Source organism: Micromonospora sp. KC213, assembly GCF_004348325.1.
GTDB lineage: Bacteria > Actinomycetota > Actinomycetes > Mycobacteriales > Micromonosporaceae > Micromonospora.
Genome location: NZ_SMKF01000004.1, coordinates 40,186 through 55,433, shown reverse-complemented (window position 1 = coordinate 55,433; position 15,248 = coordinate 40,186). Strand labels below are relative to the sequence as shown.

Below are 15,248 nucleotides of genomic sequence, written 5' to 3'. Positions count from 1 at the left end.
CCCGATTGCCGGAGAGATCACCACTGAAACCGAGGTGCCTCGGTGATCGTCTCGCTCCCCAGGGCAGCGGGCGGGGAGTGTGCCCATCGATGAGCACCCGGAACCCTCTCGGGTGTCATGACGGAACCGGATGAGGTCGTCGACCCAGCAAGCAGGGCCATATGCCGGCAGTACCGAGCGGCTGCCCGCAGCCGCACGGCTCGGGTCTCGGAGACGGCGTTAGCTCCTGCGCGGATCACGTCTGCTTCATGCTGATCTGCTTGAGCACGGGCTGCGGACCTGCCGCAGCGATTAGTGACCTCGGTCCCGGCCGAGGAAGCACGACAACAATTGCCTGAACTCGTGCGGGTGCTCGATCGCCGGCACGTGCCCGCATCGACCGAGCACGTGCAGACGGACATCGGCCAGGTGTTCGAGCAAGGGCTGGGCTGCCGTCCCGAGCGGGGTGACTCGGTCCTCGGCGCCGTGAACGAGTAGCACGGGCGCGCGGACCGCTGCCAGCGTGTGCGCCGAGAGGGTGAGTTCGTCGACCCATCGTGCCCTAGGTGGAGGGAACAACGACGCGAACGCGGCCGCCCCCGCTCGCATCGCAGCTGCACGGGTATCGACGGCCGAATCGGTCACGAGCGCTTGGTCGTGGACGAGGCGACTCAGCATGTCTCGTGCCCCGAGCGGGCTGGCGGGGGCGGCCCAGACCGCGTCGAGCTCGGCGGACAGCGGCGCCCCGGGGGCGCCCATCGTCGAGACCGCCACGACACGGGTGACCTGCTGGGGGCGCGTGGCCGCCATCGCCAGCGCCACGGCACCGCCCATGGAGTGACCCACCACAGCGTAGTACTCGATACCGAGAGCATCCATCAGGCCCGCGGCCTGCTCCGTCCACAGCCGGAGCCCACCCCTGGAGCCCGCCGGGATGGGTGTACGGCCGAACCCCGCTTGGTCAGGAGCCACCAGGTGCCAGGACGTGCCCAGCGCCTGCACCGTCGTCGCCCAGGCTCCGGACCCGGTCGTGCCGGGTCCGGAGCCGTGCAGCATCAGCACCGCGGGCCCGGTGCCGCTCTCCAGGACGTGGACGGGGGAGCCGTCGACTGTGACGGTCCGAAGTGCCGTCACCGGGGCAGGCCAGGTGTGCTCATGCCGATGCGGGGTTGACGGACTTCGAGAAGAGCTCCATCATCGCCCTGCCGAATTGCGGCATGTCGGGCCACCCCCGGCAGGAAACGAGGTTGCCGTCCACCACGTCGGGAGCGTCGACGACCGTCGCGCCTGCGTTCTCCATGTCACCGGTGATGGGGGGGAAGCAGGCCGTCTTTCGACCCTTCAGTAGCCCGTACACCGCTGGTACCTGCGCACCGTGGCACACCAGCGCGACGGGGAGGTTGCGCGCGAAGAAGTGCTCGGTGATGCGCCTGACGTCGGTGTTGACCCGGATCCACTCGGGGGCGCGTCCCCCGGGAATGATGAGGGCGTCATAGCGCTCGACGTCGACCTCGGCCCAGGGCACGTCGACCGGCAGCTTCCGGCCGTTCTTCTCCACGTAGGCGTCGGAGTTGGGATCGAACTCGTGGATGACCAGTTGCACGTCACGCATCGTCCGTGACGAGACGTCAACGTCCCAGCCGCCCTCCTGCACGCGATAGTAGGGATACATGGTGTCGAGCTCCTCGGCGGCGTCGCCGATCAGGAGCAGCGCTCTGGGCACCTGCTTCTCCTCGCATCTCGGGGCGGGTGACGTAGATCCAATCCGATCCGATCCGGTTGAATTAGCATTCCCCGGCCCAGTTCGCCCGTCAAGCCTCTACCGCCGTTCCGTCCGCGTCCTTGGCCTCGTCGAACAATCGTCGGAAACGCTCGCCGGACCGCAAGATGTGCCGACGCATCGCGTAGGCAGCGGCGTCGGGGTCACGCGCGGCGATCGCGGCCACAATTTCCTCGTGCTCTGCCATGGCCAGGTGAGTGACCTGGGCGTCGTGGTGAAGCCTGAAGAGATGCACGTGGCTGTGCAGGCGAGCGAGCGCTTCACGGATGACCTGGTTCTCCGCGCTCAGGGCGACGAGGTCGTGAAAAGCGGCGTCGCGTAGCCCGAAGGCGCCATAGGCCATGGGCCCGCTGCCCCCCTCCAGCTCCGCCATCTCCCCCAGCATTCGTCGCAGACCGGCCACCTGCTCCAAGGACGCGCGTTCGGCGGATCTGCGCGCGGCGGCCGGCTCAAGGAGCAGGCGGACCTCAAGCATGTCCTCGAATCGGTGACGGGTGATTTGGGGGGGAATGCGGTAGCCAGCATGGGGCACACGCACGACCAGGCCCTCGGCCTCCATTCGGTTCAGAGCGTCTCGGATCGGCGTCTGCGAGACCCCCAGCTCTCGCGCCAGGACGTCGATCGTGACGCGGGAGCCAGGCTCGATCCGTAGCGACATCAGCTGTCCGAGCAGTGTGTCGTACACCTCGTCGGCAAGCCGGCCGCGAGATCTTCCCGGCGGCATTCCACCCGCCATGGCCCCACGGCCCCGCGCGGTCATCGCATCGTCGTCCATCGTGACGTGAGGTCCTTTCTTGCACCTTCGTGAATCTGTTGACATCAGTCACAACGCTGCGGCATGCTGACGCCCCAAGTTGATCGTATAGGAAAAGCGTCGGATCCCCGCTGTCCTGCACCGTCGCGGAACCGCCGGCCATCGCTCTACGTCGATCACCGTGAGCTCTGGTGGGCATGATCGACGTCCTGCTCGGTTCGTCACCGGGCCGCAGCTGAACCGAAGGACCGCTCGACCGTATGAAGACCCAGTACATCGTGGCGCACTCGTGACGCCGGTCCGCGGGTCGGCCCCCGCGACAGCCCGGCAACCCGCCTGAACAACCCAGCAACTGCTCGGCGAAGCACATAGCGAGGCTCTAGAAGTCCGAATCCAGAGAGCAGGCAAGAAGATGCAGCGAAGAGGACGAATGCCCGTTCCCAGTCGGAAGGTGCAGCTGGCGACAGCGGCCATGCTGCTGGTGGCCACGACCGTGGCGGCTTGCGGCGATGGCCAGGACAACGGCGCGAAGGCGAGCGCCCCCAAGGCGCCGGCGACCATCCCGGAGCTCACCAAGGACCCGCTGACCCTCAGCTTCATCTGGTTCGACTGGCCTCCCGCCCACGCACTGGAAGCCTTCGCGAACGCGGAGTACAAAAAGGAGCGGCCGAACACGACCATCAAGGTCAACACCGTGCCGAACGCGAACTGGCACGACGCGATGTTCACCCAGTTCGCCGCGCGCAAGACCGACTTCGACATCGCGATCCTGGACTCGCAACACATCGGCGAGGCCGTGACGAACGGCAACATCCTCGACATCACCGACTTCGTCAAGAACAACATCGACGTCAAGGCCTACAACCCGTACCTCCTGGCGGCCTACGGCCAGTTTCCCCAGGCGGAGACCGGCAAGCGCGACGAAAACGCCAGCCTGTACGGACTGCCGCTGCTCGGCGACACCTGGACGATGATCTACCGCAAGGACCTGATCGGCGACAAGCCACCGCAGACCTGGGACGAGATGATCTCAGTCGCCGAGCGGTGCCAGGCGGACAACCCCGGCGTCAGCGGGCTGGCTTTCCACCAGGCCAACGGCTCCGACGCCGCTGCCGTGACCTACAACACGGTCAACGGCGTCTACGGCGGCAACCTCTGGGACTCCAAGACGCGCAAGATCGAGGGCGTCCTCAACGACGCTGCGGGCCAGGAGGCGATGGACGTCCTGGTCAACAAGATGAAGCCGCTGACCGCCAAGGGCTCCGGCAACTGGTTCATCGACGAGGTGAACGCGGCGGTCGCCCAGGGCAAGGCATGCATCGCGTTCAACTGGATCGCCGCGAGCGGCGGCCTGCTTGATCCGAAGCAGTCGACGCTCGGCACCACGCGGGAGCAGATTCTCGACAAACCGGGTTTTGCCACCCTGCCGAGCCAGAAGACGAACCTGGTCCCTCTCGGCGGTATGGGGATGCACGTGTCGGCCTACTCCTCCAAGGCAAACCAGGCGGAGGCCCTGAACTTCATGAAGTGGTTCGAGCGGGCTGATATCCAGAAGAAGTGGGCCGCGGCTGGCGGTGTGCCATCGCGTACGGACGCCCTGGAGTCGCCCGAGTTCCTCAATGCCGGGCCTTTCAACCAGGTGTACACCGACTCGGTTCCGCGGATGCGGGACATGTGGAACGTGCCCGAGTACGCGCGCCTCGTCGACATTGAGAACACCAATGTGAACGCGGCTCTCAACGGCGCGAAGAAGCCGAAGGATGCGCTCGACGACATCGCCAAGGAGCAGCAGGGCGTGCTCGACTCCAGCAGCCGCAAGGGCGGCGGCGGACTGTGAGCGACCCCGTCCCGCTGACGACCGGCCACCCCGGGCAGGTGGCGTCTGCGACGCCACCTGCACCGGGTCGGTCCCGCCGGCTGAGCGACCGCGGGCTCGCCGTGGCCTTCATCTCCCCCGCGCTGCTGCTGCTGCTCGCAATGTCGGTGTTCCCGTTGCTGTGGGCGTTGTACCTGTCTTTCACCGACTACTCGGCCACCCGCGGGGGGCCCGCCCATTTCGTTGGGTTCGGGAACTACACCGCCATCCTGACTTCGGCGCAGGTCCACCAGAGGGCCTTGACGACGTTGATCTACGTGGTCGGCGCGGTCGGCCTGCAGACCGTGCTCGGTTTCGCCATCGCCTACCTGATCTCACGGCGCACGCACGGGCGAGGACTGCTGACCACTCTGTTCCTGGTGCCGATGATGCTGTCACCGGTCGTGGTCGGGCTGTTCTGGCGATTCATGCTCGACGCGCAATTCGGCGTGATCAACAGCATGCTCGGCTCGCTCGGCGTGGGGCAGGTGGAGTGGCTCACCCGGCAGCGAACGGCGTTGATTTCCCTGATCGTGGTCGACACCTGGCAATGGACGCCGTTCATCATGCTCATCGCGCTTGCGGGCCTTACCGCGGTTCCCAGGTACTTGTACGAAGCCGCCTCGATCGACCGGGCGTCCGAGTGGTTCCGGTTCCGCACCATCACTCTTCCGCTGGTGTGGCCGCTGCTGCTCATTGCCGTGTTGTTCAGGGCCATCGAGGCATTCCGGCTGTTCGACCTCGTCTACATCCTCACCAGCGGAGGTCCGGGCGTCTCCACCGAGACGTTGTCGTTCCACGTCTACAAGGTCGCGTTCCTGGGCTTCCACACCGGAACCGCCTCGGCGTACGGGATCCTCATGGTCCTCGTCGTCATCGTTCTCACCCAGCTCTACCTGCGCTACTTGAACAAGCTCAAGGAGGACTGATGGCCGTCTCCGTCAACGAGGCCGTGTCCACAGGTCCTGTCCGGGATCACCCGCCCGGCGCGCGCCGCCTTGGCGGCCGGAGCCGCTCCATCCTGGAGGTCGCGCTGCTGGCCGTACTGGCCGTCGTGATGCTCTTTCCGGTGTTGTGGATGATCGAGACGTCCATCAAGGAGAACCGAGACGTCTACGCCATTCCGGCCAAGTTTGTCGACTTTCAGGTCACTTCGGAGCATTTCAAGGACGTGTTTGTCGCCTCCGGCGGCGGTCGCTCGGCCTTGTCCGTCTCGTTCCTCAACTCCGTCCTGGTCGCCGGGGTCTCCACGGTGCTGGCTACCGTGCTGGGGGTCCCGGCAGCCTGGGCCTACTCACGCTTCGCCGTGAAGGCCAAGAAGGACCAACTGTTCTTCATCCTGTCCACCCGCTTCATGCCGCCCGTGGTGGTCGTGGTCCCGATCTTCCTCATGTACCGCCAAGTCGGACTCATCGACACCAAGCTCGGCCTGATCCTCATCTACGCCGCGTTCAACCTCCCGTTCACGATCTGGATGATGAAGGGGTTCGTCGACGAGGTGCCCGCGGAGTACGAGGATGCCGCCATGCTCGACGGCTACACCCGCTTGCAGGCGTTCTGGCGTTTTACCCTTCCCCTGCTCGTGCCCGGCATTGCCGCCACGGCGGTCTTCGCACTCATCTTCTCGTGGAACGAGTTCGTGTTCGCCATCTTCCTCACCTCCAGCGACAACGTGCGGACGGCTCCACCCGCCATCGCCGGCCTCATCGGTGGCACCACCGTGGACTGGGGTCTCGTGGCCGCCGCCTCCGTGGTGTGCGCCCTACCGGTGTTCGTCTTCGCCTACCTGGTGCGCAAGCACCTCGTCGCCGGCGTGACGCTCGGGGCGGTGCGACGCTGATGGCGGGCATCGAGGTGACCGCCCTGCACAAGCGGTACCCGGACGGGACGGTCGCAGTTGATCACGTGGACCTGTCCATCGGCGACGGCGAGCTGTTCGTGATGCTCGGCCCGTCGGGTTGCGGCAAGACGACCACGCTGCGGGCCATAGCCGGCCTGGAGAGGCAGACGACGGGCGACATCCGCATCGGCAACACGCTGGTCAACGACCTGCCGCCCGCCGAGCGCGACATCGCCATGGTGTTCCAGTTCTACGCTCTCTACCCGCATCTGAGAACCCGCGACAACCTGGCGTTCCCACTGCGGGCCGAGGGACTACCCAAGGCGGAGGTGCGCGAGCGGGTCGACGCGGCCGCCCGGCTGATGCGGCTTGGTTCGCTCCTGGACCGGCGACCGCGCCGGCTGTCCGGCGGGGAGCAGCAGCGCGTCGCGCTTGCTCGCGCCCTGGTGCGACGACCGCGCGCATTCCTCATGGACGAGCCTCTCACCAATTTGGACGCGGAGCTGAGGGCGGACATGCGCACGGAGATTAAGCACCTGCAGGGGGAGCTGGGGACGACGATGGTCTACGTCACCCACGACCAGGTCGAGGCGATGTCGCTCGGTCACAGAATCGCCATCCTCAACAAGGGCCGCGTCGAGCAGATCGGCACGCCGCTGGAAGTCTACGAACGTCCGGCGAGTCTTTTCTGCGCCGCATTCATCGGCTCCCCGCCGATGAACCTGATCGAGGTGGAGGTGGCCGACGGGAAGCTGCGCAGTCAGGGCGGACTGGTCCTCACGCCACCGCCAGGCCTGCCGCGCGACCGTTGCCTGCTCGCAGGCGTCCGGCCGGAGGCGCTGGAAGTGACAGAACCAGGGGCGGAAGGTTCGGTCCCGGCCCGCGTGGTCTCGGCGGAGTGGCTGGGCGACGAAATCATCTACGTGGTTGACCACGGCGACCAGCGCGACGTACGGGTACGGATGCCACCGACTGGCCGTTTCGCCGTTGACGCACGGGTCGGGCTGCGGCACACCGGCGGGACCCCGGCGGTCTATGACGTGAGCACGGAAGAGCTGGTGGCCTGATGGGAACCGTGGCAGTGCACGGGCTGTGCAAGTCCTTCGGCAAAGTCCAGGCCCTGGACGGGGTGACGCTGGACGTGCCGGACGGCTCGTTCTTCGTCGTGCTCGGGCCGTCCGGGGCAGGCAAGACGACGACCCTGCGAGCGATCGCCGGCCTTGAGAAGCTTGACGCCGGGTCGGTGCATCTGGACGGGAGGGACGCGACCGGTGACGCCCCGGCCGCACGCGACCTGGCCATGGTCTTCCAGAGCTATGCTCTCTACCCGCGACACACCGCGTACGAGAACATCGCTTCGCCGCTACGGGCACGCGGCTGTTCCTCGAGCGAGATCGCCGCTGCCGTCGAGCAGATGTCGAGCCTGCTGCACATCGAACGTCTGTTGCAGCGTCGTCCCGCGCAGTTGTCGGGCGGTGAGATGCAGCGTGTCGCCCTGGCCCGGGCACTGGTCCGGCGGCCGCGCGCATTCCTCATGGACGAGCCGCTGACGAATCTCGACCTCAAGCTCCGCGTCGAGATGCGCACCGAGCTCACCCGCATCCACCGGAGCTTCGGAGCGACCTTCGTCTACGTGACCAACGACCAGGTCGAGGCCCTGTCCATGGCCGACCAGGTCGCGGTCCTCAGGGAGGGGAAGGTGCAACAGGTCGGCACGCCGACCGAGGTGTACGAGCGTCCGGCCAACCAGTGGGTCGCAGGATTCGTCGGGAGTCCGCCGATCAGCCTGCTCGCCTGCCACGCCGAGGGAGACCGTCTCGTCGGTACGGAAGGCTGGACGCTGCCGCGGCCCCGCTGGACCACGGCTGAGGACGGTCGTCCGCTGCTGCTGGGCCTGCGCGCGGAGGACCTGTCCGTCGAGCAGCGTGGGAACGCGTCGTTGTCGGGGGAGCTCTACGGGCTTGAGCCGCTCGGTGACCGAACGGTGGTCGACGTCCGAGTGGGGACGGAGATCCTCAAGGTCAAGGCACGACCCACCGTCACCGGCACGCCGGGCGAGCGGCTGCTTGTCACGGTCGACCTGGACCGCGCGCACCTGTTCGATGCGGGCACCGGGGTGTCGCTGTCCGAGGCCGGACGGTAACCGCGCCGGGCGGCGACGGCAACATGCGCCCGCACATGGCAATCGAGCCTCGACGGACCGTCACCAGTGAGCAGGGCCCGACGACGCTGAAACGGCCGTGGCCCGAGAAGGCGATCGGTAGCGCGGGGCCTCGCCCCTGCAGCCAAGGCCAAGGCCACATTCGACCGCTCGCCAACCTCGCCCCCTACGAGGGCGTGTGACCCGTTCGTCTACGCGCACAGCGCGATCGCTGAGGCACGCCGGACATCACCAAGAACATGACAGGAGCCGACGCAATGAGTGACCCGATGAACGTCCTGGCCCCCGAGCACCGGCGGCTCCGGATCGGCGACGCCTGGCGCGACGCCGCGAGCGGCGCCACCTTCGCCGTCGAGGACCCAGCCACCGGCAAGACCATCGCCGAGGTGGCGGACGCCGACGTCGTTGACGGGCTCGCCGCTCTGGACGTGGCGAGCAAGGCAATGGCGGAGTGGGCGGCGACCCCGCCGCGGAAACGGTCGGAGTTGTTGACCGCGACGTACCGGGCACTGACCGAGCGATCCGAGGAGCTCGCCCGGCTGATCACGCTCGAGATGGGCAAGCCGCTCGCCGAGGCTCGGGCAGAGGTGGCCTACGGCGCCGAGTTCTTCCGTTGGTTCGCCGAGGAGGCGGTGCGCGTCGAGGGGCGCTACAGCACCGCTCCCGCAGGTGGATATCGCATCCTCACCGTGCCGAAGCCGGTCGGACCATGCGTCTTCGTCACGCCCTGGAACTTTCCGTTGGCCATGGGCGCCCGCAAGATCGCTCCTGCGCTGGCAGCGGGCTGCACGACGATCACCAAGCCAGCGGCCCAGACGCCGCTCACCATGCTGTTCCTGGCCCGCATCATGGAGGAGGTCGGCGTTCCCCCGGGCGTCGTCAACGTGGTGACCACCAAGCGTGCCGGCGAGGTGGTCTCCGCACTGCTAGCCGACGGTCGGACCCGCAAGCTCTCGTTCACCGGGTCGACCGAGGTCGGGCGCGTGCTGCTACGACACGCTGCGGACAACGTGCTGCGCACCTCCATGGAACTGGGCGGCAACGCGGCCTTGATCGTGTGTGCCGACGCTGACCTGGACGTCGCGCTCGACGGTGCCATGGTGGCCAAGATGCGCAACATCGGGGAGTCCTGCATCGCGGCCAACCGGATCTACGTCGAGGAGCCGGTGCGCGAGGAATTCACGGCGCGCTTCGCCGAGCGGATGGGCGCGCTTTCGGTGGGCCATGGTCTCGACGACGGCGTGGACGTCGGGGCGTTGATCGACGAGGCCTCGGTCACCAAGATCGACGACCTCGTCGCCGACGCTGTCGATCGCGGCGCCCGGGTCTTGGTGGGCGGCGAGCGTCCGGATGGGCCGGGCCACTTCTACCCGCCCACAGTCCTCGTCGACGTGCCCGAAGATGCGCGGATGCTGGAGGCGGAAATCTTCGGCCCGGTGGCGCCGATCCTCTCGTTCACGTCCGACGACGAGGTGATGGCGAAGGCCAACGACACCGAACACGGCCTGGTCGGATACGTCTTCACCCGTGACCTCCAGCGGGCGCTCCGGTTCATCGAGGGGCTAGACACGGGGATGCTCGGCATCAACCGTGGTCTGATATCGGACCCGTCAGCTCCGTTCGGAGGCGTGAAGCAGTCCGGGATCGGTAAGGAGGGGTCGCACGAGGGCATCCTCGAGTACCTCGACCTCACCTACGCGGCGATCGACCTACCATGACCGGCCTGCTGCTCCGGGCGTCCACCGAGGATCACCGCGCCCTGTGCGCACATGACCTGACCGGCCTCCACCGCGGGAACGGGACCCGGGCCATGGCCGGCACGAACCCGTTGGCACCCGGGACGCTGGCGGCTCCGCCGGTGTGCGCACCACCGCCGCGGCCGCGGCGGTGGTGGGGGGCGATCAGCCCCTTCGGCGATCCCAACGGCTGCACCCTCGGGCTCATGATCGAGGCGCTGGTCGCGACCCGGACTCGTACCGCCCTCGGCGACGATGTCCGCGGGACCCTCGACCCGACCCACCCGTCCACCGAGGGCGACGTCTGCATCGCGATGGAGCCGAGGGCACCCGGGCACGATCGAGTCCGGGCGCCCGGCGCGCACGCCTACGCCACCCGGGCGGCCAACCTTGCCGACGCCGTCCCGGTCTCGCAGGTGACCTGGACGTCCGCCCAGCAAATCGCCGCCGACGTTCCAGAGAGGCACTGACATGCTTGAGACCGTCCGCGGACCACGCCAGCTGATAGTGGGCGAAGGGGTCGCGCAGAATATCCCACGAGTGGTGGCCGAGATTGGCTCGCGAGTCCTCATCGTGACCGACCAGGTTCTCTTCAGGCAGCCGGGCGTGGCCGAGATCGTGGCCGCCGTGCGGGAGAAGGTCGAGGTCGTCGAGGTGTTTTCCGACGCGACTCCAGACGTGCCACTCGCCGATGTCGCCCTGGCCGTCTCGGTCGCCGCCGAGGTGGACGCGGACGTGATCCTCGCCGTCGGGGGTGGCACGGTGATCGACCTCGCCAAAATCGTCGGCGTCATACGGCGCCACGGTGGGACGCCGCGCGACTTCTACGGCGAGTCGAAGGTGCCGGGGCCGACGATTCCTCTCGTCGCGGTCCCGACGACGTCAGGCACCGGCTCCGAGCTCACACCCGTCTCGGTGTTGACCGACCCGGACCGCGAGCTGAAGGTGGGGGTTTCCAGCGTCCACCTCGTGCCCGACTTCGCCATCGTCGACCCCGAACTCACCTACACCTGCCCTGCGACCGTCACCGCCCACTCCGGTATCGACGCGTTTTGTCACGCGGTGGAGAGCTACACCGCGCGACCCCGCGCCCACGGACCGCGCGACCCGGTGGAGCAGGTCTTCCTCGGCCGCAACCCAGTCACCGACCACTACGCGCTCCGGGCCGCGGAGCGGATCGCCCGTAGCTTGCGTCGCGCGGTCAGGGACGGAGGCGACACGGACGCGCGCGCGGACATGTCCTACGGGTCCATGCTCGCCGGGCTCGCGTTTTCCCACGCGGGAAACGCGGCCCCACACGCCCTCCAGTACCCCATCGGCGCAGCCACGCACACGCCGCACGGGCTGGGCGTCGGGCTGCTACTGCCCTACGCGCTGAACGCGGCCAGGGATGCCATCGGCGACCGGTTGGCCATCCTCGCCGGGGTGTGCGGGCTCGACGTGACCGACGCCTCGGATGCCGAGGCCGCCGATACGTTCCTCACCTGGCTCGACGGGCTCCTTGCCGACATCGGCATCCCTCGCACCTTGGCGGACATCGGCGTGGCACGCGCCGACCTCCCGCGCTTCGCGGAGATGGCCAGTGGCGTCACCCGCTTGATCCAGAACCATCCAGGCCCGACCGACACCGCCAGCCTGACCGCGATCCTCGAAGCGGCCTGGACCGGGGACCGAATCCGACACGTCCTGACTCCGAGCAGAGATCGTGACCGGCCTTCCACATGACGACGGGTTCCCTGCCCCGCCTGGGGGTCGGAATGCTCGGCTACGCCGTCGCGCCCGACGTCGCAGCCCTCCTCGGGTCACTCACCCCGACGAGGCAGTAATGCTGATCCGCTCCGGATGATCGTTCGTCGGATCATGCCGTGCTCTGTCGGCTCAGGTCGGAACCTTGCCGCCGGCTCCGAGCTGGGTTGTTATGCGGCTCTTCCGTACTCGTAGATGAGCCCGCCGAGAATGGCTCGGCGTTTGATCCGATGGTGATCAAGGGTGGTGACAAGGCGGTCGGAGCGTGGAGGCTGCAACCGCAGCGCCCGATGTGCGTACCGACCGGGTCTTGACGCCGGACCGATGCACCGGGCCGTCTACGACGAGACCTTCGCCGTCTACCAGGAGCTGCACACGCGGCTCGCCCCGGTCTACCGACGCCTCAACCACCCAAGGCCCTCCCCCACAAAGTTTCACCCACGTCGTCATTGACGCTCGACGACTCGCACGATTTGTCGCCTTCAAGCACTCAATCCACTTTCGCCAATTTCAAAAAGTGAGAGCGTCGACCCTGGAAGTTCCGGTTCCCATCGATGATGGCCTTTGCCCTGTCATCGATGCGACGCTAGATGACCGACGCCGACCATCGACAGGAGGATATGTGCGGGCGATACGTCAACGGCTTCGCGGCACCCCGTCCAGCGACCGGCATCACCCCCATCCTGACCAGGAAGAACCGGAACTCCGGTCGCGACACGAACGAGGGTGGCTGGCGGCGGCCGGTCACATGGCGGCGCGACTGCTGCGCCATGAATGGTCGGTGGCGACATTGGCCGGTGTGGCGTTGGCCGTGCTTCTCACCTGGCCGACGCTCAAACATCCCCGGACGACCATCCCGGGCGACATCGGGGATCCCACATTGCAGGCATGGCAGGTCGCCTGGGCCGGGCACTCCCTGATCACCGACCCACTTCGCCTGTGGCACTCCAATACGTTTTTCCCGGAGCCGTACACCTTCGCCTACACCGACAACCTACTCGGCTACGCGCCCGCCGCCCTTTTCGGCCACGGTGTGGAGGCAGCCGTCTTCCGCTACAACCTGCTCTTCGTGCTGGCCCACGCACTCGCCTTCGTCGGGGCGTACGCCCTGGTCCGCCAGCTGGGCGGTATCCGGACCGCGGCGGCCTTCGCGGGGGTCGCCTGGGCCTTCGCACCGTGGCGGCTCGCCCACAGCGGCCACCTGAACATCCTCTCCACCGGCGGCATCGCCCTGTGCCTGGCGATGCTGGCGCGCGGCCATGGCTGGTCCCTGCGACACGGTCACCGACCGAGGCTGCATCGGCCCGGGTGGATCGTGGCCGGCTGGCTGGTCGCCGCCTGGCAGGTGAGCCTCGGCTTCGCGATCGGCCTGCCGCTGGTGTACTTCCTGGCCGGCACCGGGCTGGTGGTGGCCGCCGCGGTCGGCTGGGCCCGGTGGCGGACCGGTAGATGGGTGTTTAGCCGCCGGGTGGTGCTGGCCAACCTGTTGGGTGGTGCCGTCTTCGGTGGCGTCTGCGTCTGGCTGGGGACCTTCTTCCTGCACGTGGTGGAGCTGAATCCGCAGGCGCGCCGGGATCTGTCCTGGACGCGGATGTTCTCCCCACCCCTACGGGGATATGCCATCGCGCCCGCGGACTCGTGGCTGTGGGGTGACCATTTCGAGCCTGCCCGTGCCCAGTTGTCCTGGCCGCCGGAGATGGCGCTGCTGCCCGGCGTCACGTTGGTCGTCCTGGCCGCGGCCGGGCTGACGTTCTCGGTGTTCCGGGTCCGTCACCGCGTTCTGCTCGGGCTCGGTGTGCTGGTCAGCGGTGCACTCGGGCTGGGCAGCAATCTCGTCGGTCAGGGCGACCCGGGGTACCTGACGTTGTCGCGACTGCTCCCCGGCTGGGAGGCGCTACGCACCCCGGGGCGGCTCATGGTGTGGACGAGCCTGCTGCTCGCCGTTCTCGCGGCGGGAGCGATCAGCGAGTTCGGACGGCACCGGCCGGCGCGGGGATGGCAGCAATTGGCCGGCGGCATCGCGCTCCTGCTGCCCCTGCTGCTGGTCCTGGTCGAAGGCGTCAACCGGACACCACACCCCACCGTGCCGCCCGCGCCGGCAGCGCTGCGGGCGGCGGCCGATCCGATACTGGTCCTGCCCAGCGACGGTGTCTCCGAATCGCACGTCATGCTCTGGTCCACCGACGGGTTTCCCCGCATCGCCAACGGCTCGATGACCTTCGTGCCGGACAGTCAGCAGCAGATCCGCACGACGAGCATGGCCTTCCCCGACCCGAGCAGCATCGCCTTCCTCCGGCAGGTCGGCATCCGCTCGGTGGTCGTCCTGCCGGATCGGCTCGCCGGCACGCCCTGGGACGGCGTCGCCACCCGACCGTTGGACGGCCTCGGCATCACCCGGGAGGAGATAGCCGGCGCGTTCGTGTACCACCTCGACCGAGGGTTTTCGCCAGGAGTGGCTACCCGAAACGAACGGCCCGGTTGACCGTCCCAATCCGACCCATCAGGCGCTCATCATGCTGCTCGGCGCCCAATCACAGCGCGAGGTGCAACGGTCCCGGTAAACCGCCCCGGGTTCTGTGGAGACCTCAGCTGTTGACGGTCACGGATGAGCAGTTGATCGCGATGCTGGTCGATCGAACTCGTGGTGACGGGCTGAAGCGACCGGCGAGGGTGGGCTGCTGCAGCTGACGAAACGGGTCCTGGGGTCGGCGTTGGATGGCGAGATCAGATCACGTCGGCGACGACAAGCACGTCTCTGTGTCGGGGTAGCGGGAACACCCGAACGGCAGCCGGACCAAGATCGTGCTCACCGAAGTCGGGCCGGTCGAGGTCCGGGTGCCGCGGGACGCGGCGGGCACGTTCGAGCCGCAGATCGTGCGCAACCGGCAGCGGCGCCTGACCGGGCCTGCCGGAGGCGGTGGAGACGGTGTGCCCGGCACCGTAAGTATCCGGCGATCGTGAAGCTGTGATCCGCCGCGTGGGCCGAGTTCGTGCCGTTCCTCGCCTTCGACGTCGAGATCCGCGAGGTCATCTGCTCGACGAACGCGATCGAGTCGGTCAACGCCCGTATCCGCAAGGCCGTGCGAGCACGTGGGCACTCGGCCTGCCGGGACAGCTCCGGCCGATCCAGCCGCAACCGGGCGAGGGCCTCGGGGTTGTACATTCCGAGCCGGTAGGTCCGCACGCCACGTGGTGCAGCCGGCGTGCCCGCCCGGGCAGGTCGTCCGCCACCGGCAGGTCGAACCGCAGCGGTGCCCACTGGTTCGTCGAGGTGACGTTGTCGATCCCATCGCCCTCGACCGCAAGCCCGTTGATCAACGGCTATGCGGCTGGGGTTCGGTGGCGGGCCATGACGGTGGCCATCGCCCACTGGCCATGGCAGCGTGGTAGCACTACG

The 15,248-nt window shown here is 67.8% G+C and carries 13 protein-coding genes and 1 pseudogene; 11 read left to right on the top strand and 3 right to left on the bottom strand.

What is annotated here, in order from left to right; all coding sequences use genetic code 11:
• Window positions 1–291: 291 nt before the first annotated feature.
• The 3 genes from E1166_RS02140 to E1166_RS02130 all read right to left on the bottom strand — a co-directional run bounded on the left by E1166_RS02140 (window position 292) and on the right by E1166_RS02130 (window position 2,534).
• Window positions 292–1,035 (bottom strand): alpha/beta fold hydrolase, encoded by a 744-nt coding sequence (locus E1166_RS02140; protein WP_243710108.1) that lies wholly within the window; start codon window positions 1,033–1,035, stop codon window positions 292–294.
• A 97-nt stretch (window positions 1,036–1,132) separates the two neighbouring features.
• A complete protein-coding gene (locus tag E1166_RS02135) occupies window positions 1,133–1,702 on the bottom strand; it encodes a DJ-1/PfpI family protein (RefSeq protein ID WP_132265858.1) in 570 nt (189 codons plus the stop codon).
• Window positions 1,703–1,790: 88 nt separating this feature from the next.
• On the bottom strand, window positions 1,791–2,534 hold the full coding sequence (locus E1166_RS02130) for a GntR family transcriptional regulator (protein WP_132335279.1): 744 nt from the start codon (window positions 2,532–2,534) through the stop codon (window positions 1,791–1,793).
• 430 nt (window positions 2,535–2,964) lie between these two features.
• On the opposite strand from E1166_RS02130, the gene E1166_RS02125 reads away from it, so the two are divergent.
• The 11 genes and pseudogenes from E1166_RS02125 to E1166_RS31710 all read left to right on the top strand — a co-directional run.
• Window positions 2,965–4,350, top strand: coding sequence for an extracellular solute-binding protein (locus E1166_RS02125; RefSeq protein ID WP_243710094.1), 1,386 nt, complete (start codon window positions 2,965–2,967; stop codon window positions 4,348–4,350).
• Between the two features lie 101 nt (window positions 4,351–4,451).
• A complete protein-coding gene (locus E1166_RS02120; RefSeq protein WP_243710092.1) occupies window positions 4,452–5,297 on the top strand; it encodes a sugar ABC transporter permease in 846 nt (281 codons plus the stop codon).
• Window positions 5,297–6,208: a carbohydrate ABC transporter permease gene (locus E1166_RS02115; protein ID WP_132335273.1), complete on the top strand. Its 912-nt coding sequence runs from the start codon at window positions 5,297–5,299 to the stop codon at window positions 6,206–6,208. Before E1166_RS02120 ends, E1166_RS02115 begins: the two co-directional genes overlap by 1 nt.
• Window positions 6,208–7,275, top strand: a complete 1,068-nt coding sequence (locus tag E1166_RS02110) for an ATP-binding cassette domain-containing protein (protein WP_132335270.1) — start codon at window positions 6,208–6,210, stop codon at window positions 7,273–7,275. The genes E1166_RS02115 and E1166_RS02110 overlap by 1 nt, the downstream gene beginning before the upstream one ends.
• A complete protein-coding gene (locus tag E1166_RS02105; RefSeq protein WP_132335268.1) occupies window positions 7,275–8,351 on the top strand; it encodes an ABC transporter ATP-binding protein in 1,077 nt (358 codons plus the stop codon). The genes E1166_RS02110 and E1166_RS02105 overlap by 1 nt, the downstream gene beginning before the upstream one ends.
• A 275-nt stretch (window positions 8,352–8,626) precedes the next feature.
• A complete protein-coding gene (locus tag E1166_RS02100) occupies window positions 8,627–10,087 on the top strand; it encodes an NAD-dependent succinate-semialdehyde dehydrogenase (RefSeq protein WP_132335265.1) in 1,461 nt (486 codons plus the stop codon).
• A 224-nt stretch (window positions 10,088–10,311) separates the two neighbouring features.
• Window positions 10,312–10,575 carry a hypothetical protein gene (locus tag E1166_RS02095; RefSeq protein ID WP_132335262.1) on the top strand — a complete coding sequence of 88 codons (264 nt, stop codon included), beginning with the start codon at window positions 10,312–10,314 and terminating at the stop codon, window positions 10,573–10,575.
• A gap of 1 nt (window position 10,576) precedes the next feature.
• Complete coding sequence (locus E1166_RS02090; protein ID WP_132335260.1) at window positions 10,577–11,830, top strand: iron-containing alcohol dehydrogenase; 1,254 nt, start codon at window positions 10,577–10,579, stop codon at window positions 11,828–11,830.
• Between the two features lie 769 nt (window positions 11,831–12,599).
• A complete protein-coding gene (locus E1166_RS02085) occupies window positions 12,600–14,333 on the top strand; it encodes a hypothetical protein (RefSeq protein ID WP_243710090.1) in 1,734 nt (577 codons plus the stop codon).
• A gap of 320 nt (window positions 14,334–14,653) precedes the next feature.
• Complete coding sequence (locus E1166_RS31715; RefSeq protein ID WP_347813008.1) at window positions 14,654–14,812, top strand: transposase; 159 nt, start codon at window positions 14,654–14,656, stop codon at window positions 14,810–14,812.
• Window positions 14,794–14,949 (top strand): annotated as a pseudogene (locus tag E1166_RS31710) (transposase); the annotation flags it as partial. The gene E1166_RS31715 and the pseudogene E1166_RS31710, both read left to right, overlap by 19 nt.
• Between the last annotated feature and the right edge of the window lie 299 nt (window positions 14,950–15,248).

Bases quoted from the DNA above. Each gene is read 5' to 3' on its own strand.
- E1166_RS02140 (WP_243710108.1), bottom strand. From the start codon at position 1,035: ATGCTGCACGGCTCCGGACCCGGCACGACCGGGTCCGGAGCCTGGGCG.
- E1166_RS02130 (WP_132335279.1), bottom strand. From the start codon at position 2,534: ATGGACGACGATGCGATGACCGCGCGGGGCCGTGGGGCCATGGCGGGT.
- E1166_RS02115 (WP_132335273.1), top strand. From the start codon at position 5,297: ATGGCCGTCTCCGTCAACGAGGCCGTGTCCACAGGTCCTGTCCGGGAT.
- E1166_RS02110 (WP_132335270.1), top strand. From the start codon at position 6,208: ATGGCGGGCATCGAGGTGACCGCCCTGCACAAGCGGTACCCGGACGGG.
- E1166_RS02105 (WP_132335268.1), top strand. From the start codon at position 7,275: ATGGGAACCGTGGCAGTGCACGGGCTGTGCAAGTCCTTCGGCAAAGTC.
- E1166_RS02100 (WP_132335265.1), top strand. From the start codon at position 8,627: ATGAGTGACCCGATGAACGTCCTGGCCCCCGAGCACCGGCGGCTCCGG.
- E1166_RS02095 (WP_132335262.1), top strand. From the start codon at position 10,312: ATGATCGAGGCGCTGGTCGCGACCCGGACTCGTACCGCCCTCGGCGAC.
- E1166_RS02090 (WP_132335260.1), top strand. From the start codon at position 10,577: ATGCTTGAGACCGTCCGCGGACCACGCCAGCTGATAGTGGGCGAAGGG.
- E1166_RS02085 (WP_243710090.1), top strand. From the start codon at position 12,600: ATGGCGGCGCGACTGCTGCGCCATGAATGGTCGGTGGCGACATTGGCC.